The 25217-nt window shown below is 59.8% G+C and carries 16 protein-coding genes and 1 pseudogene; 13 read left to right on the top strand and 4 right to left on the bottom strand.

Annotated features, from left to right (window positions below; genetic code table 11):
* Window positions 1-578: 578 nt before the first annotated feature.
* The 13 genes and pseudogenes from MPE_RS22385 to MPE_RS24825 all read left to right on the top strand — a co-directional run.
* Window positions 579-1781, top strand: coding sequence for an alkane 1-monooxygenase (locus tag MPE_RS22385; protein WP_011831915.1), 1203 nt, complete (start codon window positions 579-581; stop codon window positions 1779-1781).
* A 281-nt stretch (window positions 1782-2062) separates the two neighbouring features.
* A complete protein-coding gene (locus tag MPE_RS22380) occupies window positions 2063-3022 on the top strand; it encodes an IS5 family transposase (RefSeq protein WP_011827983.1) in 960 nt (319 codons plus the stop codon).
* Window positions 3023-3166: 144 nt separating this feature from the next.
* Window positions 3167-4063, top strand: a complete 897-nt coding sequence (gene lipP1 / locus MPE_RS22375; RefSeq protein WP_148211125.1) for a LipP1 family hormone-sensitive lipase — start codon at window positions 3167-3169, stop codon at window positions 4061-4063.
* Window positions 4064-4122: 59 nt separating this feature from the next.
* Window positions 4123-4314 carry a rubredoxin gene (locus MPE_RS23740; RefSeq protein WP_011831913.1) on the top strand — a complete coding sequence of 64 codons (192 nt, stop codon included), beginning with the start codon at window positions 4123-4125 and terminating at the stop codon, window positions 4312-4314.
* Complete coding sequence (locus tag MPE_RS23735; RefSeq protein ID WP_011831912.1) at window positions 4311-4487, top strand: rubredoxin; 177 nt, start codon at window positions 4311-4313, stop codon at window positions 4485-4487. The genes MPE_RS23740 and MPE_RS23735 overlap by 4 nt, the downstream gene beginning before the upstream one ends.
* 137 nt (window positions 4488-4624) lie before the next feature.
* Complete coding sequence (locus MPE_RS23730) at window positions 4625-7318, top strand: winged helix-turn-helix domain-containing protein (RefSeq protein ID WP_112187925.1); 2694 nt, start codon at window positions 4625-4627, stop codon at window positions 7316-7318.
* Between the two features lie 1798 nt (window positions 7319-9116).
* Window positions 9117-10409: an NAD(P)/FAD-dependent oxidoreductase gene (locus MPE_RS23710; protein ID WP_310733887.1), complete on the top strand. Its 1293-nt coding sequence runs from the start codon at window positions 9117-9119 to the stop codon at window positions 10407-10409.
* 745 nt (window positions 10410-11154) lie between these two features.
* The gene (locus tag MPE_RS22360; RefSeq protein WP_011831905.1) at window positions 11155-13575 is read left to right on the top strand and encodes an efflux RND transporter permease subunit; all 2421 of its coding nucleotides are present in this window, start codon (window positions 11155-11157) and stop codon (window positions 13573-13575) included.
* Window positions 13576-13633: 58 nt separating this feature from the next.
* The gene (locus MPE_RS22355; RefSeq protein WP_011831904.1) at window positions 13634-15001 is read left to right on the top strand and encodes a DUF1329 domain-containing protein; all 1368 of its coding nucleotides are present in this window, start codon (window positions 13634-13636) and stop codon (window positions 14999-15001) included.
* A gap of 122 nt (window positions 15002-15123) precedes the next feature.
* Window positions 15124-16044, top strand: coding sequence for a WD40/YVTN/BNR-like repeat-containing protein (locus MPE_RS22350; RefSeq protein WP_237706442.1), 921 nt, complete (start codon window positions 15124-15126; stop codon window positions 16042-16044).
* Window positions 16045-16069: 25 nt separating this feature from the next.
* The gene (locus tag MPE_RS22345) at window positions 16070-17920 is read left to right on the top strand and encodes a DUF1302 family protein (RefSeq protein WP_011831902.1); all 1851 of its coding nucleotides are present in this window, start codon (window positions 16070-16072) and stop codon (window positions 17918-17920) included.
* A gap of 142 nt (window positions 17921-18062) precedes the next feature.
* Window positions 18063-19442 carry a DUF1329 domain-containing protein gene (locus MPE_RS22340; protein WP_011831901.1) on the top strand — a complete coding sequence of 460 codons (1380 nt, stop codon included), beginning with the start codon at window positions 18063-18065 and terminating at the stop codon, window positions 19440-19442.
* Window positions 19443-19974: 532 nt separating this feature from the next.
* Window positions 19975-20214 (top strand): annotated as a pseudogene (locus MPE_RS24825) (IS110 family transposase); the annotation flags it as partial.
* A 311-nt stretch (window positions 20215-20525) separates the two neighbouring features.
* Here MPE_RS24825 and MPE_RS22335 read toward each other — a convergent pair.
* From MPE_RS22335 to MPE_RS22315, 4 genes are all read right to left on the bottom strand, one after another.
* Window positions 20526-21905: a DUF1329 domain-containing protein gene (locus MPE_RS22335; RefSeq protein WP_041930437.1), complete on the bottom strand. Its 1380-nt coding sequence runs from the start codon at window positions 21903-21905 to the stop codon at window positions 20526-20528.
* A 142-nt stretch (window positions 21906-22047) separates the two neighbouring features.
* Window positions 22048-22590 (bottom strand): hypothetical protein, encoded by a 543-nt coding sequence (locus tag MPE_RS22330; protein ID WP_041930436.1) that lies wholly within the window; start codon window positions 22588-22590, stop codon window positions 22048-22050.
* A 5-nt stretch (window positions 22591-22595) separates the two neighbouring features.
* Window positions 22596-23788 (bottom strand): IS3-like element ISMpe1 family transposase gene (locus MPE_RS22325; RefSeq protein ID WP_085984391.1). Its coding sequence is split into 2 segments (ribosomal slippage): window positions 22596-23533 and window positions 23533-23788, totalling 1194 coding nucleotides; the frame shifts between segments, so codons are not numbered across the junction.
* Window positions 23789-23816: 28 nt separating this feature from the next.
* Entirely contained in the window at window positions 23817-25196 is a 1380-nt protein-coding gene (locus MPE_RS22315) for a DUF1302 family protein (protein WP_011831899.1), read from the bottom strand.
* Window positions 25197-25217 lie beyond the last annotated feature (21 nt).

Here is a 25217-nt window from a genome sequence, read left to right as displayed (position 1 = left end):
GCCGAACACACGGCGACTGATGGCGCATCGACCAGCCGGCGGCCGTATTGGTCGAGGTTCATGGCAGCCATGACGTCGGTCGCCCAATTGCTTCGGTTCTCGCAGATTCGCTTCGTGCAAGTGACGCGGCCGACGGCGACTTCTAGAAGTAGATTGATCGTTTGGTTTCAGTAACGCACGGGCCTCTCCTCAGACGCGCGCTGGCTCGGCAATTCGGCGTCTAACAATGAGCGGCAGCTATGCACCATGGCGCAAATAATCGGCGGGACACGCACTAACAACCCCTCTCTGAGGGGGTCGTTTTGAGGGGGACGCTGTTATGTAAGTCCACATCCCCTCGGGCAGCGCTGCGGGCCGCATCTTGCTCATGCTAGCTTGCCCGCTGGGCATTCAGATCCAACGCCTCGCGAGATCAGTAGTACGCCCCCCTATAACATCCCTTCCGGGAGGGGCCAGAAACGTCCTCGGTGGTTCAAAGTTCAATTCGAGAAGCAGCGGCACTGCTGCGGCTGCTTCCCGGCCCATCAGACGACAAGCAGTCGGGGCCGGCAGTGCAACTGATTGAAGAGGAGAGCCACATGATTTCGAGCTTGCCAAACAACGACAGCGGCGGGTCCGGGGAGACGCGATATCGCGATATGAAACGGTACGCATGGCCCATCGGCGTTTTGTGGCCGATGTTGCCCGCCATCGGCATTGCGGCTGCTCAGTTGACCGGGAAGGCAGCGTTCTATTGGCTCGCCCCCTTCCTGACTTTTGTCGTGATTCCCCTCCTCGACATGGTTATCGGAAGCAGCCAAAAGAACCCGCCGGAAAGCGCGATCAAAGCCCTCGAGGACGACAACTACTATCGGAACCTGACGTTCGTCACGGTGCCCGTTCACTACCTTTCGATGATCACTGGCGCCTGGGCGGTTGGAACGCTCGACCTTACCGGGCTCAACTATGCAGGAATCTGCATCTCCGTGGGTCTTGCCAATGGTCTTGCGATCGTTACTTCCCACGAGCTTGGTCATAAGAAGGACGCACTCGAACGCTGGATGTCCAAGATCTGCTTGGCGGTCACGGCCTACGGCCAATACATGATCGATCACAACCGTGGTCATCATCGGGATGTTGCTACTCCTGAGGACTCCAGTTCCGCTCGCATGGGTGAGGGCATCTATTTCTTCGCGCTGCGCGAACTCCCGTACACGGGATTTATTCGACCCTGGCGCCTGGAGAAGGAACGCTTGGCGCGCAGCGGCAAAGGTCCCTGGACGCTGGAGAACGAATTCCTCCAGCCGGCTCTGATCTCGCTGGTCTTCTACGGTGCCCTGATCGTCTGGCTGGGTTCGAGCATCATCCCGTACCTGCTTGCTACCGCCTTCGGTGGCTACTGGTTTTTGGTGATCGCGGACTATATAGAACACTACGGGTTGCTTCGTCAGAAGCTTCCTGACGGACGTTACGAGCGGGTCCGACCTGAGCACTCATGGAACACTGATCACATTGCCTCGAATGTGATCTATTTCCATGTGCAGCGACACTCGGATCACCACGCGTTTCCGACGCGTAGCTACCAAGCCCTTCGTAGCTATAGCGACGTACCCACAATGCCGTCCGGATATCCGGGGATGATTTGGCTCTGTCACATCCCGCCGCTGTTTCGAGCCGTCATGGATCCGCTTTTGCTCAAGCAGTACGACGGCGACCTCACCAAGATCAACATCGATCCAGGGAAGCGCAGCAAGCTATTCCGACGTTATGCCAATCAGCTGGCGCAGCCCGTCCGTGACTGAGTACTCTTTTCGCTAAGGCTTTCCAGAAGTCGGCGAGCGTTGGTGTCGCCGGATGCGCGTCTCAAGGACCTGAGCGGATTAGTCCTGTGCATTCCGCGGCACTAGGCAGGCGTCGCAGAGCGCCACGTAAAGTGTTCTAGAAGGAGATATCCCAATGCCGCTTGATCCCCAAGCCGAGGCTCTGCTGAAGACGTTTGCTGCCGCCGGGCTTAAGGAACGTCTGCAAAACTCGTCCGAATCTTGCATGAGTTGAAGCGACGACGCATCGGAGCACGACGACCATGAAGCAGCTGGGTTTGGGCCTGAACCTGTCGACCAAGAAGACGCGCAAGCGCGAGTTCCTGGAGGACATGGAGCGCGTGGTGCCGTGGGCGGTGCTGGTGCAGATCGTGGCGCCGCACTACCCCAAGGCCAAGACCGGCCGCCCGCCCTTCGGCATCGAGACCATGCTGCGCATCCACTACCTGCAGCAGTGGTTCGGCCTGAGCGACCCGGCGATGGAAGAGGCGCTGCACGACGTGCCGCTGTACCGGGAGTTCGCCAAGCTCGACAGCGTGACGGCACGGCTGCCTGATGAGACCACCATCCTGAGGTTCCGCCACCTGCTGGAGCGCCACAACCTGGCCGTGGACATGCTGCGCGTGGTCAACGATCTGCTTCAGCACAAGGGCCTGATGATGCGCACGGGCACGGCGGTGGACGCCACGCTGATCTCGGCGCCGAGTTCGACCAAGAACGCCGAAGGTGAGCGCGACCCGGAGATGAAGCAGACCCGCAAGGGCAACAACTGGTACTTCGGCATGAAGGCCCACATCGGCGTGGACGCGCAGTCGGGTCTGGTGCACACCGTGGCCACCACGGGGGCCAACGTCAACGACCTGAACATGGCCGGCGCGCTGCTGCACGGCGATGAGGAAGCTGCCTTCGGTGACGCGGGCTACCAGGGCGTGCACAAGCGGCCCGAGGCCAAGGGGCCGACCTGGCACGTGGCAATGCGCCCGGGCCTGCGCAGGAAGCTCAACCCCTTCATCGAGCCCGACTTCATCGCCGAGCGCATCGAGAAGATGAAGGCCAGCATCCGGGCCAAGGTCGAGCATCCGTTCCGGGTGATCAAGCGCCAGTTCGGGTTCACCAAGGTGCGCTACCGGGGGCTGAAGAAGAACACCGCGCAGATCGTCACGCTGTTCGCGCTGTCGAACCTGTGGATGGCGCGACGGCAGTTGATCGGAGCGCGGGGATGAGTGCGTCCGCGATACCCGCAGCGGGCTCGCGAGGTGCCAAAAGCACCTGCGAAACGGCACGACCGAGCCGCAGAACAGACCGGATCGAGGGCTTCGGCGCGGCATCGCCATCACGTCACTTCAAACAGCACGGCGCATCGCGTTGTGCAGACCTTCCTTAAGCCTTTCCGTGAGATGGGGATTGCGGAATGTCGCGCCGCGTTTGATGCGCTATGCATGAGCCAGCCGCCGAGTCGCGCGAGGATCGCTACCGCAGTCGACCTGAAGATTCCCGGACCGGGAGGTCAGATTCCACTGCGAATCTATACGCCGCAAGGGGACGGCCCATTTCCGGTTTTAATGTATTTCCATGGGGGCGGCTGGGTAATCGGTAGTCTCGACGCCTACGACATTATCTGTCGTGAATTATGCTTCGGCGCGAGCGCTTTGGTGGTATCGGTCGACTATCGATTATCTCCGGAATGTAGGTTCCCGGCAGCGACCAACGATTGCCTTGAGGCGACTCGCTGGGCTGGCGAATTTGCCTGCGAAATTAATGGCGATGCCCATCGAATTGCAGTTTCCGGAGACAGCGCTGGCGGCAATCTTGCGGCTGTCACGGCACTACGCGTCCGTGATGAAGGTGGCCCCAACCTTTGCGCACAACTTCTCGTTTATCCTGTTATCAACGGCGGAGTGCTGCCAACGCATTCCATGGTTGAGAACGGGAAGGGTTATCTGCTTGAGGGGGCCGACATGAAATGGTTCTTCGATCACTACGTCGGCTCGCTTTCGGACCGGTACCGACCAAACTGCTCGCCGATTCTGGCGAACAGCCTCTCTAACCTGCCACCCGCGCTGGTGCAAACCATGGAATTCGACCCGCTACGCGACGAGGGCGAGAACTATGCCAATGCATTGAAAGAGGCGGGGGGCACGGTTACGCTTTCGCGCTATGTGGGCGCGATCCACGGAACATTATGTTTCGTTACGTCGTTGGACCAAGGTCGCGCGATGATGGACGAGTCGACATATTGGCTGAGCCAACGATTCCGAAGCTGAAAATGCAGCGGCATTTAGCATGCAATGTCGGTGCTCACAAACCATAACAAGGGAACGCCATGGCACTGAAATACAAGTGCCCGATCTGCGAGTACGTCTATGACGAGCAGAAAGGGGATCAAAGCGAAGGCTTCCCTCCGGGGACACGGTGGGCTAGCATTCCAGACAGCTGGGCCTGTCCGATTTGCGCTGTGCGCGAAAAACCGGATTTCGTAGCGCTTTCGGACGAGAAAAATGAAGGGAAACCATGATCAAAAATTTCAAGAAATGGCAATGCGTTACGTGCTCCTTCACCTATGACGAAGAGCTAGGCATGCCATCTGACGGAATTCCTCCCGGCACGGCCTGGGAGGACGTTCCGGACGACTGGACTTGTCCCGACTGCTCATCGCCCAAATCCGATTTTCAGATGGTGGAAATCTAAAACGGGAAGGCCTGGCCGCATTCGGGTGTGATAATATTTGAGGGAAAATACTAAAGGGATGGAGAGCCTTGGTCCTTGCCACATTGTGGACTGAAGGAATATAAAGGCGCCTCGCTGGCGACTCGGTGGAGACGAGAATGCATAAAGCGGCCTCCTGGATTCTTAAGCCGGAGCGCTGGAAGTTGCCTGCGGCGTTTCGCACTGTGTCTCGGCCTGTGTTTGCCGTGAGCGCCCCGGCTGGCTATGGCAAGTCGACCCTGCTGAGCGAGTGGAGAGAAGAAGTCATCGCACTGGGTTACCGTGTCGTTTGGCTACTGGTTGACGGCGATGATCAGGATGGCGATAAGCTCGCGATCGATTTGCTCCACGCCTTTTCTCCAGCCGATACGGAACGATCGCAGTCATTGGTCAACGGCGTTGGTGACCGCGGGAAACGCGCCGTAATCATGGCCCTGGTTGCGGAAATGGCTTCACGCCAGGAGCGGACTGTATTGTTCGTCGATGACGTTCATTGGCTGTCAGACAACACGGCCGCGACCCTTTTACGCCCGTTAATTCGTCACCAGCCTGAACGTATGGCGTTGGTGTTGAGTGGGCGTGCCAATTTGAGTTCGCTTTCCAGCGAGGCGGCTCTCGATCGCCGCTTACACGTCGTTGACCATATTCAGTTGGCATTCAACCAGTCGGATATTGCACAGATTCTGAGGCAGTACAGTGTCAAGCCGAGACAGGCATTGGTACAGGCCATCTATGAACGCAGCGAGGGTTGGCCAGCGATCGTGCGACTCATTGCGATGACTCTGCACAGCGATGAAGAAAGTCAAAATAATCTGTTGCAAGGCCTGCTGGAGCGACCACAGGCCATTTCGGAGTACCTGAGCGAAGTTCTCCTATCGCAGTTGCCGGATCGCGCTGCTCAGTTGTTGCTCTGCCTCGCGATGTTGCGGCGGTTCAATGGCCGCTTGGTGGCTGCTGCGACAGAAATGAGCGACGCAGAGGCTGTCCTTGCCGAATTGCAGCGGCGCGCGCTCCCTATTAGTCGCAGCAATGACGCAATGCTTCCGTATGCACTGCATCCAATTGTGCGAGATTTCCTGTTGATAAGAATACGCCGACAGGGTATCAATCAAATCGGCCCATATGTCGAGCGTGCACTCGCCTGGTTGACTGACAATGGTCGAATCGACGCCGCCATCGATCTAAGCTTAGACGTCGGCAACGTCAAGAACGCTGCGGCGTTGATAGACCACTATGCGCGTACGATGGCGCGGTATCAGGGCCGTCATGCTACGTTCCTTTATTGGGCGAACAAGCTTCCACTGGAGGCCCTGGCGCAATTCCCGGAGATCAGGGTGAAGCAAGCCTGGTCACTCGCAGTCCTTAGACGAGCTGCAGAGGCGAAAGCCGTACTTGCTAAACTCATAATTGAATTCGCCGAACCGACAAACAGACCCGATGCAGCTTCGCATGGGTTCGACGACCAGCGCTTGAGCCGCATAAGGCAGGCAGTTGAACTGGAAAGGTGCACCGTACCTACCCTCTGCGATCGAGCACAGGATGCCGCGCCATACGCACGAAGCTGGTTGTCGCGCTGGCCGGACGCAGAACCTATCGATCTGGCTATCGCTAACATCGTGGTGGGATGCGGTGCGATGGCCGACACTGACTTTGAAGTCAGCCTAGCGCATCTGCGAACTGCCCAACGATATGTAGACGAATGCAAGGGGTACTACGTCAAAGCCTGGGTCGATATGTGGCTAGCAACGGTTTTAAGCAAGCAAGGGCGATATCGACAGGCCCTTTACGAGTGCGACGAGGCAGTGACAGCGGTCGCCACGCATCTTGGTGGGGAAACTGCTGTGGAGATCATGCTACACGCGATCCGAGCTCCGCTGCTTTACGAGATGAATCGGCTGGAAGAAGCGGGTGCGGCGCTTGAGCATGGCCTCACTGCACTCATTGAGCAAACCTCGGTCGACTCCATTATTATGGGCCACGTTGCGCTAGCGAGGCTGCAGAACGCTCAAGGCTCCCATCTCGACGCACTCGAAACGCTTGCTGAAGGTGAAGTGATCGGCAGGACGCACGGTCTGTCCCGGCTAGTCGTGGCTTTGGCGGCAGAGCGGATTGACCTCCTTCTGAGACATCGCGAGCTTGGCCAAGCGCAGGCACAGTGGCTAGAGTTGCAGAACTTCTCGGAGTGCGGTCCCGCCGATGCGTTTGAGAGCGCGATGTCTGACAAGGCCCCACGCATCGAAAGCCGGATAGCGTTGTTGAAGGGGAACAATTCAGTTGCCTGCGAACTCACCGAGCCTGCGTTACAGCGAGCGATTCGGACCGGCCAGAAAAGGAAGCAGGTCGAACTTCTATTGATTCGGGCCCTTGCCGCCCAGGCCGGGAAGGAACATGAGAGGGCTGGGGACGCTCTTCAAAGGGCTATCGAAGTCGCGATGTCGGAAGGTTATGTCCGAGTATTCGTAGACGAGGGTGAGCAGATGCGGTTGCTGCTTATCTCCGCTGCGGGATTGGCGGCCCGGGCCAGTTCTCCTACCGGCGAGTATCTGCGCCAGATCCTGGCTGCCTTCAGTGTTCAAAAGAGCGATCCAAAGACGTCGGCGTTCATAGCCGGGGCCGAGTCGCTTACGGGGCGTGAGCTGAAAATCTTGCGGAGGTTGCAATCGGACCTATCCAATCGGCAGCTTGCCGATACGCTGTACATCACCGAGGGCACACTGAAATGGCACTTGAAGAACATTTACGGAAAGTTGAACGTGACTAACCGCCTGACGGCTGTCACCGCAGGGAGAAAACTTGGGCTGTTAGATAGTTGAATTACCGATTGATTGAGGGCTGTGGCGCGCAAATCCGCCGTTTGCTACTTATTCTGGACGGTCAAGAGGTTGTTGCTCACCTGCCATGGAAGCCATCTCAACGGGGGCAACACCGCTAATTCCGGCATGGAACCGATGCCGGATTTAGAGATGATGCCAGCTGAGCGGAGCTTGCGTGCGCTGGCCTGAGGTCATGACAGGTGGGCTCACTCGCGCAGCGCGACGTGGCCACCTTCTTGGTGTCGAAGTACAGCAATTCGCGGGCGCCGTGTGCACGTAGCGCTGCAAGCTGCAGATCGCCGAGCTTGTATAGGTCGGCGCCTGACAGCGCGCGGCCGACGTGGAGGCCGACACCCCCATGAGCAATCTGGCGCTGCAGCGTCCAAGCCGGCAAAGGCACTGAAGATCATCGAGCGGCGCCAGCGCGGCGTCCGGGGAAGCGCGCCGTGCGCGGCCCTGCAGCGCAGTCTCAGTCTCTTCTTCGGCCAAGTAGCGCACGAGCCACTTACGCGCCGTCGGCGGCGCAACCGAGTGAGCCGCAGAAGCAACCCATTGAAATAATTTACATTAGTGCGGCACAGGCGCCCTCGGTCGCTGACTGGGCGCTGGCAATCGCTAGCTCGCGATGCAATGAGCATCAGAGGGCTGCTCGTGCGCGATCGTTGCGATATGGGAAGGGCACCAGCACAACCTTCCCCAAAACCTCCCTTTCGGCAGGTTGCCTCCGCGCTATCAGTGAACGAAGATCATGGCATAGATGATCCAATCGCGTACTTCTTGGCTCAAGCTGTCCACTGTCTCGCTCGCGGCTTTCATTGCCAGATGTCCACGGGAACGCACGACGCGAATCAGCATTCTTCTGTGGCGCAGGGCTATAGATATCGAACATACAGGTCACGCTGATATGTCGCCTGGTTTGGGAGGTCGTCGTGAGCACACAAGTCAACAACGCCTTCAACTTTGAGCTGCGCTTTCAGTCGCTTTTCAACGCGGGGCGTGCACTTTCCTTCCCGTGCACTATCGATGGGCGTGTGGACATGGATCGCTTGAGCAGGGCAGCGCTGAGTAACTATCTCTACGCGCGAGCCCTGGTTGGGCGTGAGTTTTTTATTCCGTTCGTTGAAAATCGTTCATGCGGCTGCAGGCCGGGCGCCACGGAGCATGAAGTGTTGGATGGCTCGACGTACCTTCACGCAGGTGTAGGCGCATCGCAGCGGGAGGGCGCTACGTCGCGCGACAATACAGAGTGCCGGCGTGGCTAGTAGCATTTCGCGAAGATGACCTGACGCGCGATATTCATAAGTCGCCGTCTGCACGAGCGGATCGGGCCAACGGTTCTGCGGTGGAGGTTTGTTCATGTCTGCATCGCGAGCGTCTGATGTCCGCGTCACGGTTTTGCGCGCCACGATTCCGGGGTGAACCGGACGGTGAGGTCAGCGCGCTTCTGTTCGCTGTCGGTCGATGGAAGGACCTCGCATTCGAGGAGTTGCAGCGATCGGCTCGACCACAAATCGTTCACCCATCTCCAGAGCGGTGTATGGCTCACGTCAAGAGCCTCCAAGATCTCGGGGAGGTTCGGAAACCTCTCTTTAGAGGGGGGCATCGTCTTGCAGGATGCTGTGCAATTGGACTGTGGCGACCAAGAGGATTGTGTGTCGACAATTCATCGCTGTGTCGACGGGGCTATTTAGGGCCAAGATGGTTGCTCTCACACGTGGAGACGCTTCCAGCGAACGGAAGTCTGCCCACGCCCTCGACGGGTCTGGTTCACGGTCACAAGATAGAGAAGAGTCGAATCGTGGGAGACGATAGGGTGATTTCTACAGCTCAAGAGCGCGGAGATACGAGGGCAATCCTCGTCCTCGGAGCCGGCCAAGCTGGTTTCCAGGTCGCTGCCTCGTTGCGGGACTTCGGATACAGAGGGTGTGTCACGCTCGTTGGTGATGAACCACACTGGCCCTATCGCCGTCCGCCCTTGTCAAAGGGGTATCTAGAAGGTTCCGACTCCGCCGGCACGCTCGCGCTGCGGTTGGGGGCTAACCAGGAAAGCCTGGAACTGGTGATGCGGCTTGGGAAGAAGGGGCTCGCCATCGACAGGTCGTCGAACATCGTCACGCTGGACTCAGGTGAGAGAATAGGGTACGACCATCTAGTGATTGCTATGGGCGCCACTCCGCGGGCACTTCGTGTTCCCGGGGTGCATCTCGAAGGCGTGCTCAGTTTGCGCACAGTCGAGCATGCAGAGGCACTTCGCAATCTGTTCCGAGAACCAGGGGACATGGTGGTGATCGGTGGCGGCTTCATCGGGATGGAAGTGGCTGCAGTGGCTGCCAAAGCTGGTCAGCGTGTCACGGTCGTGGAGGCTGAGGACCGGGTCATGTCCCGCGTTGTCGCCCCGGAGATCTCTGGCTATGTTGCCAGCGAGCACGCAGCGCATGGTGTTTCGATCATGACGGGTCGTTGCGCCGTGGCCTTTCATGGCCGATCGGGACGCGTCTCCGCCGTAGAACTTGATGATGGTGTACGGTTGCCGGCTCGCATTGTTTTGGTGGGAGTCGGGGTATCGCCGAACATCGCTCTTGCGGAAGAGGCCGCTTTGACGGTCGATAACGGAATTGTAGTCGATGGATCTCTTCTCACTTCAGATGAGCGGATAAGTGCTATTGGTGATTGTTCTAGTTTCCCCAGTGTTCATGCGCGTCGGCGAGTGCGACTTGAGTCTGTGCAGAACGCAGTTGACCAGGCCAAGTACGTCGCCGGTCGACTGACTGGAATGATGGGTGAAGTCTACCAAGGTACACCGTGTTTCTGGACACGCCAGTACAGCACGTCGATTCAGATTGCCGGAATCGGCGACGGTAACGACGAGCGTTGGGTGAGCGGAGACCCCGCGTCGGGCAAATTCTCCATCTTTCGATTCAATGGTGGCACGTTGTCATGCGTAGAATCGGTTAATTCTTCAGCAGACCATGCGGCTGTTCGGAAGCTGTTCAGTGGTGGCATGCCGCTACCAACGCCCCGGGAGTTGACCGATGCGCAGTTTCTGCCAAAGCTCTCGCTCGAGAGAGTAGCCGCAGCGGAGTCCTCCTAGTCGCGAATGAGCCTTGTACGTGCGGCGGTCTGCTCCGAGATGCAGATTCATGGCATCTTCTCGCGCAATGTCCGTCGATCCTTCTGCGAGACCGCGGCGTGATCTAGGACCGCCGTGACGATCGGAAGCTACCGCAGGCGCGCGCGAGTCCATGGACGCAACTGAGCGCCCTCAACTGGCGGAAAGCATGAATCGATGCCAGGGGCGATTCAGATACCCTGTGCCAGCGCGCTATTGATTGTCAATGCGGACGGCATGCGTCAATGCGGACCGCATGCGCCAGACAAGCTCGAGCTCTACCCGGTCGGGCCCCCTGTCTACGTGGTTCTGGATTGGCCGGCCGCGGCCTTGCGAAGAACGCTATCCGAGCGCACCGAGGCGACTTGGCCATTGCCTCGTACTCGCGGCGTCCGCCCTAAGCCTCCCGTGTTGTAGCGGCTGTCGCGGATCGCCTCGGCGGTCCTCTCTGCGCTGTGCGGGTAGCGCCGACCAACCATCAAGCCGAGCGTTGACGTCGTTCGCCGAATGCAGGTCTGCCCCTCGTTGCCGACGTTGCCGGCCGAGAAGAGCGGAACTTGAAAGTACGGGATGGGCGGACACCTTGCCTGTGACACCCCCCTTCAACCTCCCCTTCGGGGGGGCGCGTGATCAAAAGCTCGATGGGACCATAAAACACTCAGCGCCAATGGCGTGAGCTGTCTGAACAGAGAGAGTCGTCGGAGTTGCTCATTTTCTCGGGGATGTGATGGGTAGAAATGACCTAAGGCACCGGCTCGCCCGTTTCACTCTAGGCAACCGATGGACAATCCTGGTTGCCATGGCGTTGATCACGACCTTCTTCGCCGTCGGCATGACCAAGGTCGAGATCCGGACGATCTTCTCGGACCTCTTTCCCAAGGATCACCCCTTCGTTCAGGTCTTCAAGGACCATCCGAACTTCGGCAGTCCACTGACCGTCACGCTGATGATCAAGCGAACGGACGGCAAGGACGTCTTCCAGATCGATACGCTTGACAAGGTCTGGCGCCTATCGCGCGCGATCGATCTCGCTCCCGGCGTCGACCACGATCAGATTCTTTCGATCGCGTCGTCCAAGGCCCGGTACACGGTCGTCACCCCGGACGGGATCTTCTCGAACCCGATCATGGACGAACAGCCGCCTAAGTCGGCCGCAGACCTGGCGGAGATCCGTCGCCGGGTAGGTGAGTCGGCGGCCGCGGCAACGTTCCTCGTGTCCTCTGACCACACGGCGACGATCATCAATGCCACCTTTATCGAGAGCAAGCTTGACTACGGCGAGGCGTTCAACTTCATCCAAGAGATAGTCAAGAAGGAGCAGGACGGTCAGCATGAGATCCACGTCGCCGGCTTCCCGATCATGACCGGTTGGATCTATGCCTTCGGCGAGAACACCGCTGAGATTTTTGGCCTCACGCTGCTCCTCATGTTCGTGATGCTCGCACTCCACATGCGCAACCTTTCGGGCATCGTTGGACCGCTGATCGTGAGTTCGGTGTCGGCCGTCTGGGGGTTCGGGCTTGTCGGCTGGCTCGGACTACCGGTCGAGCCGCTGCTGATGGTTGTGCCCCTGATGCTCATCGCGCGCTGCTTCAGCCACTGTGTTCAGGCTACTGAGCGCTACTACGAACTGCTTCACGACGGCCATGAGCAGCGCAAAGCTGCCGAGCTGTCGCTCGTCTCCCTTATGGCGCCCGGCACCCTAGGGATCTTCACCGACGTTTGCGGACTTCTGCTTGTCGCGCTTGCGCCCATTCCGGCGATGGAGCGATTCGCACTGTTCACCGGCCTTTGGGCGCTGAACCTCGTCCCCTGTAGCGTCTTCCTTACCCCCGTCGTGCTGAGCCTGCTGCCGAAGCCAACGAACCTATCTCATGTCCTCGGCAGCGTTGGTCACAGCGGCCCGCTTCAACGCAGCATGCGGCGCACGCTGGAGGCGTTCTCCAGCTTGGCTCATGGGCGGACGGCATGCTACACGGCAGGCATATTTGTCTTAATTACTGTGGTTTCGGTGTACTTCATGTTGCGCATCCCGGTCGGCAATCCGGTCGAAGGGACGAATCTCCTGCGTTATGAGTCGGAGTTCAATGCCGCCGTCCGGGAGATCAACAGGAACTTTCCCGGATCGATGACGATGGAGCTTGTCTTTGAGGGCAAGGGCGGCGCCCGCATCGTGCGTCAGACCGAGACAATCACCGCGATGCGAGATCTCCAGCATTGCCTGGAGGCCAGCCCAAATCCGCCCACAGCCACGCTGTCGTTCGCCGACCTCGTGCCGGAAGCCAACCGCGTCTTCAACGGCGGCAATCCAAAATGGACGCCGCTGGACAACGACGATGCCGCCGTCGCGGCAGCGGTCACGGGCCTGATGGCAGGAACGAATGCCAAGGCCTTCCTGAACGTCACGGACTTCGACCAGCGCAACACGACCGTATCGCTCTGGTACGCCAACAACAAGCAGCATACGGTAGACAACGCCTTAGCTCAGGCGAGTGCTTGCGTTGAGAAGATTGGAGCAGAGCATACAAACTTTCGCGTTCGCTTGGCTTCCGGCACGATCGCTTTGCAGCAGTCGATCAACGACACGGTGGTGCACTACGAGTCTCGAATCATCGGCGCGCTAAATATCGTGATTCTCATCGGCTGCTCCCTGGCCTATCGCTCGATCGTGGCCGGTTTGCTGCTGCTGATCCCGGTGAACCTGGCTAACACCATGCTCACGGCCGCGATGTCTCTCGCCGGCCTCGGGCTCGACGTGAACACGCTGCCCATCCTGGCCATCGGAATCGGAGTCGGCATCGACTACGGCATCTACTTGCTCACGCGGATCTGCGAAGAATACCAGGGGGCGGCCAGGAAGGATCTCGGAGCGGCCATCCGCATTTCGCTTGCGACCTGCGGCAAGGCCATCTTCTTCACCGCGGCATTGATGACCATCGGGCTGTTGCCCTGGTACTTCCTGTCGGAGCTGAAGTTTCTGTCCGACATGGGTCTGCTGCTCGTGATTGTGATGTTTATCAACATGGTCCTGGCGCTGATCCTCCTTCCGCTGCTCGTCTACTTGATCAAACCGAAGTTCCTCGACAGCGACATGTCGGGATTGTCGGAGTCCGTGGAGAAGAGACCACAGATGGCGGTACCTGTCTAAACCCTCTTGCGCAACCCTTTGAGGTTTGCGCTTTGTTAAAACAAAGTAGGAGACAACCATGCATATCAGAAAGTATGACCACGACTTCAGCCGCCGCTTCTTCTTGGAGCAAGTCGCCAAGGGGGTTGCCACGGCCGGCGTGCTGGGCCCGCTGTGGCCGGTGATCGGCAACTCCGCGGATATCACGAAAGCCTATCCCGATGAGCTGATGTCCGTTGACGCTTGGTCCAAGGGAAAGATCAAGACCGGCGATTACGTCACCGCTGAGAACGTCGATATCGTCAAGGACTTGCTCGATCCAGTGGCCTACATGCAGATTAAGACCATGGGTCGCAAGATTAAGATCGTACCGACGACCCGAGATGTCACGCGCATGTATCCGTATGAGTACCTGGAAGCTACGCTGAGGAACCAAGGTAAGGCCAAGGTCAATGCGGACGGAAATATTGTCACTCTGGATGATAAGCCGTGGATCGGCGGCAATCCGTTCCCTGACGCGAAGACGGGTGCCGAGGTCGCTGCCAATCTGACACTGTCCTGGGGCCGGCACGACAACTCGCTTTATTGCATTCGCGATCAAGAGGTTTCGCCCGATGGTTCACTGAGCTATCAGTACGACTTCGCCTGGGTCGAGCAGAACACCCAATCTCGTGTCGACGGCAAGGTTTTCCCCGGCGCAGAAGACAAACTGCGCTTCAACACGGTTCTCTTCACAGCGCCCAGCGATTCGCGGGGGACCAGTTATCTCAGTACGTGGTACTACGACCAGCGCAAGTTTCCGGACCTGGTTGGCTACCTGCCGGCGTTCAAGCGTGTGCGCAAATTCCCGACCAATCAGCGGTTCGAGCCCATTGCCGCGGGGATCAATTTCTATCTATCTGATGCGTGGGCCGCCGGGGATCCAATGCTGACGTGGGGAAACTACAAAATCGTTGGTCGCGGTCCGCTGTTGGGCGGGGTGTCGCAAACTTGGTATGGCGATCACCCGAACTGGGAGCGGCCGGTGCATGGTGGTCCGAAGGGTGTCACCTTCTATGACGCAAACATGGAGCTGTGCCCTGATGTCGTAGTCTTCGAGGCGGAACCAGTCGGCTTCCCGCGTGCGCCGGTCAGCAAGAAGCGTGTTTGGGTTGACGTACGCAACATGATGTTTATCGCGTACGCCACTTATGACCGTCGTGGTGAGCTCTTCAAGTCGCTCGAGACCCATTTCAGCCTCTACGAAAAGGGCGACAAGAAGTTGATGGATGGCAAGCACTCCGCTTGGTCGTGGACGGCCTGCATGTTTCACAACGTGCAGGACGGGCGAATGACTCGGTTTGAACAAACTAAGAGCATCGCTGGTGGCATTACCCAGGGCTACAACGTCGAGGGGTATTACGAAAAGTACATGACTGAGCAAGCGCTTCAGCGTCTGGGGACCTAAGCATGTCAGCGCGTCATCAACACCAGCGGTGCGCCGCTCGTGGGGGCCGTCCGCGGCCTGTTGCGCTGCTAGCGCAGCTTGGGGCGGCGGTAGCAATGCTCTGCGGCGGAGCGCCCTCGACGGTGGCACAAACTGATGCCGGGACGCCAGTTCCGGCTGGCGTCCAGCAGATCCGTCATGGTACGGCCCACGACGCGCTCTACGACGTGGCATTCGAGGGGGAGCGTGGTATCGCCGTCGGCGCCTTCGGCACCGTGCTCGTGACGGCCGACGGCGGCGCGACCTGGCTGGCGCAGCCCTTCCCGATGAAGCGCTTGGCGCTGATGTCGGTCGCAATGCGCGGTGGCAAGTGCATTGCCGTCGGACAGACTGGAGTGGTGTACGCCGCCGCGGACTGCCGGAACTGGAAGGCCGCGCCGCCGATAACGAAATCGCGCCTTCTCTCGGTGGGCGTAAACCGGCAGGGCGTGGCTTACGCAGTGGGCGCGTTCGGAACCATCCTCAAGTCAACCGACTGGGGGAATTCTTGGACTGCGCAAACGGTGGACTGGAGCAGCATCACCCAAGACGGTGCCGAGCCGCACCTCTACGACATCCACGTGGCGGACGATGGCACGGCTACGGTGGTGGGCGAGTTCGAGCTCGTCATGCGCACCACCGACGGCAAGCAATGGAAGGCCCTTCACAAGGGCGAACGCTCGCTCTTTGGATTGGCCGTCGTCGAAGGCGGAAAGGTCTATGCGAGCGGCCAGAGCGGCGCGCTGCTGACCAGCGCCGATGGCGGTGCGACCTGGGAGTCACGCAAGACAGGTACTGGGGCCATCCTAACCGGCGTGTATGCGACGGCCCAGGGCGATGTGCTGGCGAGCGGCATCAACGCGGTGGTGGTCAGCCGAAACGGCGGATCGACATGGGCTGCGGTGGATTCGAAACTGGTGCGCAACGCCTGGTATCAGGCTCTGGGGGCCAGCAAAAGTGCGGGCGGGAAACAGCGCCTGGTAGCGGTTGGAGCAGGTGGTTCGATTCTAGAAGTCGATCTTTGACCTATAAAACGAGGAGACAAACAGCGTGAGAAGAATTCGCTCAGAAATTTCACAGCGACACGCAGTCGCTGCGGCTGTCTTGCTGGCGCTCTTCAACTCGACCCAGGCGGCCGAGTGGGCGGTTTCCGGCTTCATTCGTCAGGAACTGGCGGTAAAGACTACCGACGACCAGAACAACGCCAACCAGTATGGCAATGCGCAGAACGGCATCACGTACACGAACCACGGTGTAGTGGCTCCTCCGGCGTCGACCCTGCAGCGGCCGGCCACGTTCAAGGACGAGGCCGACATCAACTGGTTCGCATCCCGGGTCGACCTCAACTTCGACGGCAAGCTCACCGAATCATTGAAGGCAACGATCAAGCTTCGCGGTATCCTCGATGAGACTCGGGTCGTTGACAACGTCTACGGGACGCACACAGCCGGTGGCGTCAACACCGGTTCCGGCGATATCAATTCGGGCAGCAGTTTTCGACAATCGTTCGGCGGCACCGCCGGTGGCCCGCTGGCCTACGCGAACGACCGCGCGCTCGTCGATCTGCCCGCCTTCTACCTTGACTACAACAACGGGCCGTTGTGGATCCGCGCCGGCAACCAACAGATCGCCTGGGGAGAGGCGCTGTTCTTCCGTGTGGCCGACCAGCCCAACGGGCTGGATTTGCGAGGCCACCTGTTCGGCGTCGCGGCAGAGGAATACTCCGACACGCGTCGCTCGGCGCTCGGTCTGCGCGCGAACTACCGCATTAACGAGACGACGGACGTCGACGGCTTCGTGCAGCGCTTCGCCCCCACGCTGCTACCGAACGGTGAGACCGCCTACAACGTCATCCAGGACCAGTTTACCGTTGACCAGAAACCGGGCTACGACGACGTCAAGAACAAGTGGAACATTGGCTTTCGGCTGAAGGGCGAAGCAGGCGGTTTCGGCTACCAGGCCTTCGCAATCAATCGAATCAATCCGGACGGCGTCTTCAAGTGGTCGGCAGCCAAGGGCGACGGCGCCCTGCCGGGCACCGCGTTCGCGATGAATCCGACCGGCGTCTACAGCTCGGCAGAGTGGTTCAAGGGGGCGGCCAACTCTCGGCTGCACGGCTTCGAGGCCGTGGCCACCTCGATGAACTTCATCGGCACTAACGGCGATCCGTATGGTCTGGTCGGCCTGGCAAGGGCCTGCGGTGCCTCGCGCGCTGAGCTCGGCAACTTCCGGATCGGCAGCAAGGCGGCGGCTGAGTGCATCCTGGACACCTTCTTCACGCCGGGCATCGCAGGTCCGCTGCGCGGCTGGATCAGCCGTGAGTACAAGCGCGAAACAGTGTTCGGCGGCGGCATCAATCGCGTGTTCGAGGGCGAGCAGGATTCTCTGCTCGACCAGCTGATCGGGCGCTTCGAGTTCTCGTACACGCCCGACAAGCGCTTCACCAACCCAACATTGGGCGACTACATCAAGAAGGATGAGTATCAGTTCGCGCTTATCCTCGAGAAGTATCACAAGTTCACCAGTGCCTTTCCGGCTACCTACTTCGTAGGGCAGTGGCTGCACAAGTCGCGCAGCGACATGTTCGGCCGCTACCTCGGAGGTGTGGACAACTCGCCGGGCGAGGCGCCGAAGGGACAGTCCAATGGATTTAACGCACTGGCCCTGGCGTTGCAACAACCTTCACCGACATTGGAGTACCGCTTCGATTTGGCGGTCCTGACCGACACCAAGGGCGGCTGGTATATGCAGCCGGGAGTAAAGTGGAAGCCCACCAAGTCGATCCAGGCGGACCTTTACCTCAACGCGGTGTATTCGCAGCACAAGGGCGAATACCGCGACTTTGTCGACGGCCTGCAGCACAACAACGAAATCTTTGCGCGCGTAGCTTATCAGTTCTAAGTGTCTCCTCGTTGTCGGCGCTGACCAGTTTGCCCAAGGGGCCGGTCTGCGACAACGACATGCACCGGCCGCTCACGCAGCCGGTGCCTTTTTCTTTGTGCCGTTGCTGCGGCGACGGGGCGGCGGCCCGAGCAAGTAGTTTATGGCTCATCTCCTGCGTTTCGACCGCGACTTCAGCCGGCGGTTCTTCCTTGAATCCACCGGTAAGGGACTCTTGCGCGCGGGCGTCTTCGGTTCGGCCTGGATGTCGTTCCTGCGTACCGGCTCGGTCGCGGCGGCCTACCCAGATGAACTGCTTTCGATCGAGATGTACACGAACGGACGGCTCAGGGCGGGCGACGTGATCGAGGCCAGCAACGTGGAGCAGGTGAAAGACCTGCTCGACCCGGTGCGCTACCGCCAGATCGCTACGATGGGCCGCAAGCTAGTAGTGGCGCCCACCACCACGGACCTGAGCCACCTGAATCCGCTGCCCTACCTGGAAGCCACCGCGCGCAACCGCGGCAAGGCGCGCTTCGATGACACCGGCAACATCGTCACCATCGACGGAAAGCCTTGGATCGGCGGCAACCCGTTTCCGGAGCCCACGTCGGCGCTGGAGATGTTTGCCGCACACACGCTGAGCTGGGGACGCCATGACGTGTCCGTCTATGCCAGCAGGGAGTACGACCTCGACCCTTCGGGCAACCTGCAATACCAGTACTCGTCAGTTTGGGCCGAAATGTCCGCGGTCGCGCGCACCGTCATCGATCCGAAGCCTTATTGGGCGGGTGAGGCAGATAAGCTGCGTTACCAGTCGGTGCTGTTTGTCGAGCCGGCCGATGCGCGCGGAACGATTTTCCTCAACATCTGGGCCTATGACCAGAACCAGTTCCCGCAGCTCTATGGATACCTGCCGGCGTTCAAGCGCGTGCGCAGCTTTCCAACCAACCAGCGCTTCGAGCCGTTGGTCGCCGGTGCTGAGCTCTATCTGTCGGACGCTTGGGCGGCAGGCGACCCATTCCTGACTTGGGGTAATTATCAGGTGGTGCATCGCGGGCCGCACCTCGCGGCGGTCTCAGGAGGCTGGGCGTCTGCGCATCCGAACTGGGAGCACACCACCCACGGCGGGGCGAAAGGCAACTTGTTCTGGGACCAAGTGGTCGAATTAGTGCCCGAGGCGATCGTCATTGAGGCCGAGCCGGTACGCTACTCGCGCGCACCGGTTGGGCGCAAGCGCGTGTGGTTCGACGCTCGCACATTGGTGCCTTTCCAGATGGTGTCCTACGACCGCCGCGGTCAGCCTTTCCGCCACTTCGACGCTTCATTCGCATACTACGACGACGGCAAGGCGCGCGTGATGGACGGCAAGCAGCCCTACTGGTCCTGGGCCACCGTGCATGCCTTCAATGTGCAGACCGACCGCATGACGCGCATTGAGCAAGTGCGCGAGGTGAGTGGCGGCCACACCATGCGCGTCAACGATCTCAGCGTCTACGACAAGTACCTGACCACTTCCGCGATGCAACGGCTCGGCAACTGATTCGCTAGGAGTAGAGACAGCGATCGGATGCTAACGTCCGAACAGATCATTGTGTGACGAACACGTAACGTCACTCGCTTCCTGATCTATTGCTGCGCAAGTTGAGGACAAAAGACGAACCGAATCAGATCTGCGCTGCAATCACGTCGCCAGGATCACGGAGGACAGGAACGCAACCTGCCGAACTCACATATCTAAGAGAGGACGTCATATGCCGAGCTGGTTCGAGCTACAAAGCTCTCGTTACGGAATAAGCAAAGTTTCGCTGAAATCGCCTAGCGGTGAAACGATTTTGCACGGAGGTACATTTCGTACTGATTCGGAAGCAGAACGTCAGATCGACTTGATCAAATCGAGCTGCTCGTTTGACCGCTCCTACGAGGTCAAAACGTCTACCGTAGGCAAACTGTATTTTTATCTCATCACCCATGACGGACATGTCGCGGGGACCAGCAGGTTGCACAGAACTCTCAGTGATTTGTGGGATGATATAACTGCTGTGAGAATGACCGCAGTTTCAGCTTGGATCGTCGTTAATCGGATAGAAATCAGCAAACGCGGCGACGCGTATCTGCGAACCTTGCTGATGCACGGTGCTCGCGCGATCGTCTGTTCGGACAGAGCAAGGAACTGGGTGTGGCTGGCCGAGCTATTGAAGCGCAGGCCCTACAGCGTGGCCGTAGCTGCCGTAGCCAACAAGCTGGCCAGGACGATCTGGGCCGTGCTCGCCAGAGGCCAGGCTTGGCGGCCCACTGCATGGCAGGCCGCATGATTGAGCGAAGGAAGCCTTGAACCAAGCGTTTTGAAGGAGAGCAAGCGACTCACGCGTGTGATGGATCAGACAGGTTGGACCGGGACGGGAACACTCCGATAAGGAAGTTGAGCATCAAGCTCGATTTGCAGATGGGAACCTCGTCGGCGAATGCCATCAGGGCCAGCAGGCTTCAACGGCTTGCACAACAGGCCGGACATAAGACTGCAGCCCTGCCTCCTGATCAATCACGCGACCAAGTCGTTTGCGATCCGGGAGGCGCCCACATAAGACCTTCCTTAGCTCCGCGTCCTGGTCGTGCTTGCAGCGTCTTAGTCACCGAGTCGCTGCATGGCGGAAGTCGTAAGGTACTTGTCGTAGACGCTGGGGTCGTCCACGCGCATCGTGTGCCCGCCAGAGACCTCGCGCACCTGCTCAATGCGAGTCATGCGGCGAGTCTGAACGTTGTAAGCATGTACAGTCGCCCATGACCAGTAGGGCAGCTTGCCGTCCATTACACGCGCCTTTCCGTCGTCGTAATATGCAAAGGACGCGTCGAAGTGGCGAAACAGTTCGCCGCGGCGGTCATAGGACACCATCTGGAACGGCACCAGAGTGCGGGCGTCGAACCACACGCGCTTGCGACTGACCGGTGCACGCGGGTAGCGCATGGGCACGGCCTCGATGACAATTACCTCGGGTACCAGTTCGACCGCCTGGTCCCAGAAGAAGTTGTTCTTTGGGCCGCCGTGGCTGGTGTGTTCCCAGTTCGGATGTGCAGACGTCCAGCCGCCTGAAATTGCAGCGAGGTGCGGCCCACGATACACGACCTGATAGTTGCCCCAGGTCAAGAACGGGTCGCCTGCTGCCCACGCGTCCGACAGATAGAGTTCAGCACCGGCCACAAGTGGCTCGAACCGCTGGTTGGTTGGGAAGCTGCGCACGCGCTTGAAGGCCGGTACGTAGCCATAGAGCTGCGGAAACTGGTTCTGGTCATACGCCCAGATGCTGAGGAAGCTCGTACCGCGCACATCGGCCGGCTCTGCAAACAGCACCGACTGGTAGCGCAACTTGTCCGCTTCACCCGACCAGTAGGGCTTGGGATTGATGACGGTGCGCGCGACGGTGGACATCTCGGCCCACACCGATGAATATTGATACTGGAGGTTGCCCGAAGGATCTAGGTCGTATTCCTTGCTGGCATATACCGACACGTCATGGCGTCCCCAGCTTAGCGTGTGCGCGGCGAACATCTCCAGCGCCGACGTGGGCTCCGGAAACGGGTTGCCGCCAATCCACGGTTTTCCGTCGACGGTAACTATGTTGCCCGTGGCATCAAAGCGCGCCTTGCCGCGGTTGCGCGCGGTGGCTTCCAGATAGGGAAGCGGATTCAGGCGGCTCAGCTCGGTGGTGGTCGGCGCCAGCACTAGCTTGCGGCCCATGGTGGCTATCTGGCGGTAGCGCACCGGGTCGAGCAGGTCCTTCACGTGCTCCACGTTGCCGACATCGATGACTCCGCCAGGCTTGAGCCGTCCCTTCGTGTACATCTCAATCGACAGCAGTTCATCTGGGTAGGCCGCAGCGACCGAGCCGGTACTCAGGAACGACATCCAGGCTGAACCAAAAACGCCCGCTCGCAAGAGTCCCTTTCCGGTGGACTCGAGGAAGACACGGCGGCTGAAGTCGCGGTCGAACCGCAAGAGGTGCGCCATGAACTACTTGCTCGGCCCTAACCACGTCACCGGGGCAACAGCACAAAGGAAAAAAGCACCGGTTGCGTGAGCGTCCGGTGCATGTCGTTGTCGAGACCCGTCCCCTTGCGCGGCCGGGTCAACGCCCACAACGAGGAGACAATCAAAACTGATAAGCCAGTCGCGCGAAGATCTCGTTGTTGTGCTGCAGGCCATCAACGAAGTCGCGGTATTCGCCCTTGTGCTGCGAATACACGGCGTTGAGGTAAAGGTCCGCCTGAATAGACTTAGTCGGCTTCCACTTTACGCCCGGTTGCATGTACCAGCCTCCCTTAGTGTCGGTCAGGATCGCAAAATCGTAGCGGTACTCCAGCGTCGGTGAAGGCTGTTGCAACGCGAGAGCCAGTGCGTTGAATCCATTGGACTGCCCCTTCGGCGACTGGCCCGGGGTGTTGTCCACGCCCCCGAGGTAGCGGCCAAACAGGTCGCTGCGCGACTTGTGCAGCCACTGCGCTACGAAATAGGTAGCCGGAAAAGCGCTGGTGAACTTGTGGTATTTCTCGAGGATGAGCGCGAACTGGTACTCGTCCTTCTTGATGTAGTCGCCCAGTGTCGGGTTGGTAAAACGCTTGTCCGGCGTGTACGAGAACTCGAAGCGCCCGATCAGCTGATTGACCTTGCCCCTGAATCCCGTAGCTCTTAGCATCCTTGTTACGCGGCCTTGTTGAGCTGTGCCGCGACCCAGCGCTCTTCATACTGCCTGGGGCTGAGGTAGCCCAGCGAGGAATGTAGCCGGCGGTGGTTGTAGAAGGCCATCCAGTCGATGACCTCGTCCATAGCCTGCCTCCTGGTGGCGAACTTACGCCCATGCAGTCTGCCGACCTTCAGGCGCCCCCACAGGCTCTCGGTCGGCGCGTTGTCCCAGCAGTCGCCCTTGCGGCTCATCGACGAGCGCATCCCGTACCCGGTCAGCGCCTTCTGGAACTCGTCGCTGCAGTATTGGCTGCCGCGGTCCGTGTGCACGATCAGCCCCGGCGGTGGCCGACGCCGGAACCACGCCATGCGCAGCGCGTCCGTCACCAGGCTGGCGCGCATGTGGGGCTGCATGCTCCAGCCCACGATCATCCGACTGTGCAAGTCGATGAAGGCCGCCAGGTACAGCCAGCCTTCGTCGGTAGCGATGTAGGTGATGTCGCTCGTCCACTTCGCGTTGGGGCCGTCGGCCGCGAAGTCCCGCTGAAGCAGGTCTGGCGCGATCGGCAGGTTGTGCTTGCTGTCGGTGGTGACGACGAACTTGCGGCGGCCCCGAGCCTTGATGCCGTGCTGCTGCATCAGGCGTCGAACCCGTTCCTTGCCGACGCGGTGGCCCCGGGCGCACAGCTCCTTAGTCATCCGCGGCCATCCGTACTCCTGACGGACCTCGGCGTGAATGGCACGCACGTGCGCCAGCAAGGCCTCGTCGCTCAGACGCCCCGAGCCCGGCCGGCTCGGCTGGCGTCGATACTGGCGGCGTTGGTGCTCGAAGTACCCGCTGACGCTCACGCCCAGCACCTCGCAGCTCAGGCTCACCGGCCAGCTCTCCTTCATCGTCCGGATCCAGGCGTACTTTGCAGAACATCCTGCGCAAAGTACGCCGCCGCTTTTTTTGCGATGTCGCGCTCCATCTTCACGCGCGCCAGTTCCGCCCTCAGCCTGGCCAGCTCCATCTGCTCTGGCGTCACCGGCCGGTCGCCAGCGCCACCAAGCTGCCCCTGCTCACTGGAGCGCACCCAGTTGCTCAGGCTGGCCTTGGGAATGCCCAGCACCTTCGCCGTCATCCCCACCGACTGGCCTGCCCTGACCAGCCTGACGGCCTCCAGCTTGAACTCCTGCGTGTACTTCCCACGCACTTGCTTGTCATTCATCTCGTAGCTCCTGTCTCTGATTCCATCATCAGCCAAGAACTACGTTTTTCGGGGGCAAGGTCAGATCGAGCAGAGAATCCTGCTCGCCAGCGAACACGCGGTTGACGCCGCCGCCGAAAACCGATTCGCGCTTGTACTCGCGGCTGAGCCAGCCGCGCAGCGGACCTGCGACGCCCGGAGTAAAGAATGTGTCCAGGATGCACTCGGCCGCCGCCTTGCTGCCGATCTTGAAATTGCCGAGCTCAGCTCGCGCGGCGCCGCAGGCCCTCGCCAGTCCGACCAGACCGTACGGATCTCCATTGGTGCCGATGAAGTTCATCGAGGTGCCCACGGCCTCGATGCCGTGTAGCCGACTATTAGCGGCTGACTTGAACCACTCCGCCGAACTGTAGACGCCGGTCGGATTCATCGCGAACGCGGTGCCCGGTAGGGCGCCGGCGCCCTCGGCCGCCGACCACTTGAAGACGCCGTCCGGATTGATCCGATTGATCGCGAAGGCCTGGTAGCCGAAGCCGCCCGCTTCTCCCTTCAACCGAAAGCCAATGTTCCACTTGTTTTTGACGTCATCGTAGCCTGGCTTCTGGTCCACGGTGAACTGGTCCTGAATAACGTTGTAGGCGGTCTCACCGTTCGGTAACAGCGTGGGCGCAAAGCGCTGCACGAAGCCGTCGACGTCCGTCGTCTCGTTAATTCGGTAGTTCATCCGCAGACCGAGCGCCGAGCGGCGCGTGTCGGAGTATTCCTCTGCCGCGACGCCGAACAGATGGCCCCGCAGGTCCAGACCATTGGGTTGGTCGGCCACGCGGAAGAACAACGCCTCGCCCCAGGCGATCTGTTGGTTGCCGGCGCGGATCCACAACGGTCCGTTGTTGTAGTCGACGTAGAAGGCCGGCAGGTCGACGAGCGCGCGGTCATTCGCGTAGGCCAGCGGTCCGCCGGCGGTGCCGCCGAACGATTGGCGAAAACTGCTGCCGGAATTGACATCGCCGGAACCGGTATTGACGCCACCGGCTGTGTGCGTCCCGTAGACGTTGTCAACGACCCGAGTCTCATCGAGGATACCGCGAAGCTTGATCGTTGCCTTCAATGATTCGGTGAGCTTGCCGTCGAAGTTGAGGTCGACCCGGGATGCGAACCAGTTGATGTCGGCCTCGTCCTTGAACGTGGCCGGCCGCTGCAGGGTCGACGCCGGAGGAGCCACTACACCGTGGTTCGTGTACGTGATGCCGTTCTGCGCATTGCCATACTGGTTGGCGTTGTTCTGGTCGTCGGTAGTCTTTACCGCCAGTTCCTGACGAATGAAGCCGGAAACCGCCCACTCGGCCGCCTGGGTCGAGTTGAAGAGCGCCAGCAAGACAGCCGCAGCGACTGCGTGTCGCTGTGAAATTTCTGAGCGAATTCTTCTCACGCTGTTTGTCTCCTCGTTTTA

Origin of the sequence: Methylibium petroleiphilum PM1 (assembly GCF_000015725.1) — a bacterium.
GTDB classification, from domain to species: domain Bacteria; phylum Pseudomonadota; class Gammaproteobacteria; order Burkholderiales; family Burkholderiaceae_C; genus Methylibium; species Methylibium petroleiphilum.
The sequence above is the reverse complement of the archived record's forward strand: the minus strand, read 5'-3'. Positions and strand labels throughout refer to the sequence as shown.

Excerpts from the sequence above, each read along its gene's own strand:
- MPE_RS22380 (WP_011827983.1), top strand. The coding sequence starts at position 2,063 with ATGAAGCAGCTGGGTTTGGGCCTGAACCTGTCGACCAAGAAGACGCGC.
- MPE_RS23740 (WP_011831913.1), top strand. The coding sequence starts at position 4,123 with ATGGCACTGAAATACAAGTGCCCGATCTGCGAGTACGTCTATGACGAG.
- MPE_RS22335 (WP_041930437.1), bottom strand. The coding sequence starts at position 21,905 with ATGGCGCACCTCTTGCGGTTCGACCGCGACTTCAGCCGCCGTGTCTTC.
- MPE_RS22385 (WP_011831915.1), top strand. The coding sequence starts at position 579 with ATGATTTCGAGCTTGCCAAACAACGACAGCGGCGGGTCCGGGGAGACG.
- MPE_RS23730 (WP_112187925.1), top strand. The coding sequence starts at position 4,625 with ATGCATAAAGCGGCCTCCTGGATTCTTAAGCCGGAGCGCTGGAAGTTG.
- MPE_RS22360 (WP_011831905.1), top strand. The coding sequence starts at position 11,155 with ATGGGTAGAAATGACCTAAGGCACCGGCTCGCCCGTTTCACTCTAGGC.
- MPE_RS22340 (WP_011831901.1), top strand. The coding sequence starts at position 18,063 with ATGGCTCATCTCCTGCGTTTCGACCGCGACTTCAGCCGGCGGTTCTTC.
- MPE_RS22330 (WP_041930436.1), bottom strand. The coding sequence starts at position 22,590 with ATGCTAAGAGCTACGGGATTCAGGGGCAAGGTCAATCAGCTGATCGGG.
- MPE_RS23735 (WP_011831912.1), top strand. The coding sequence starts at position 4,311 with ATGATCAAAAATTTCAAGAAATGGCAATGCGTTACGTGCTCCTTCACC.
- MPE_RS22355 (WP_011831904.1), top strand. The coding sequence starts at position 13,634 with ATGCATATCAGAAAGTATGACCACGACTTCAGCCGCCGCTTCTTCTTG.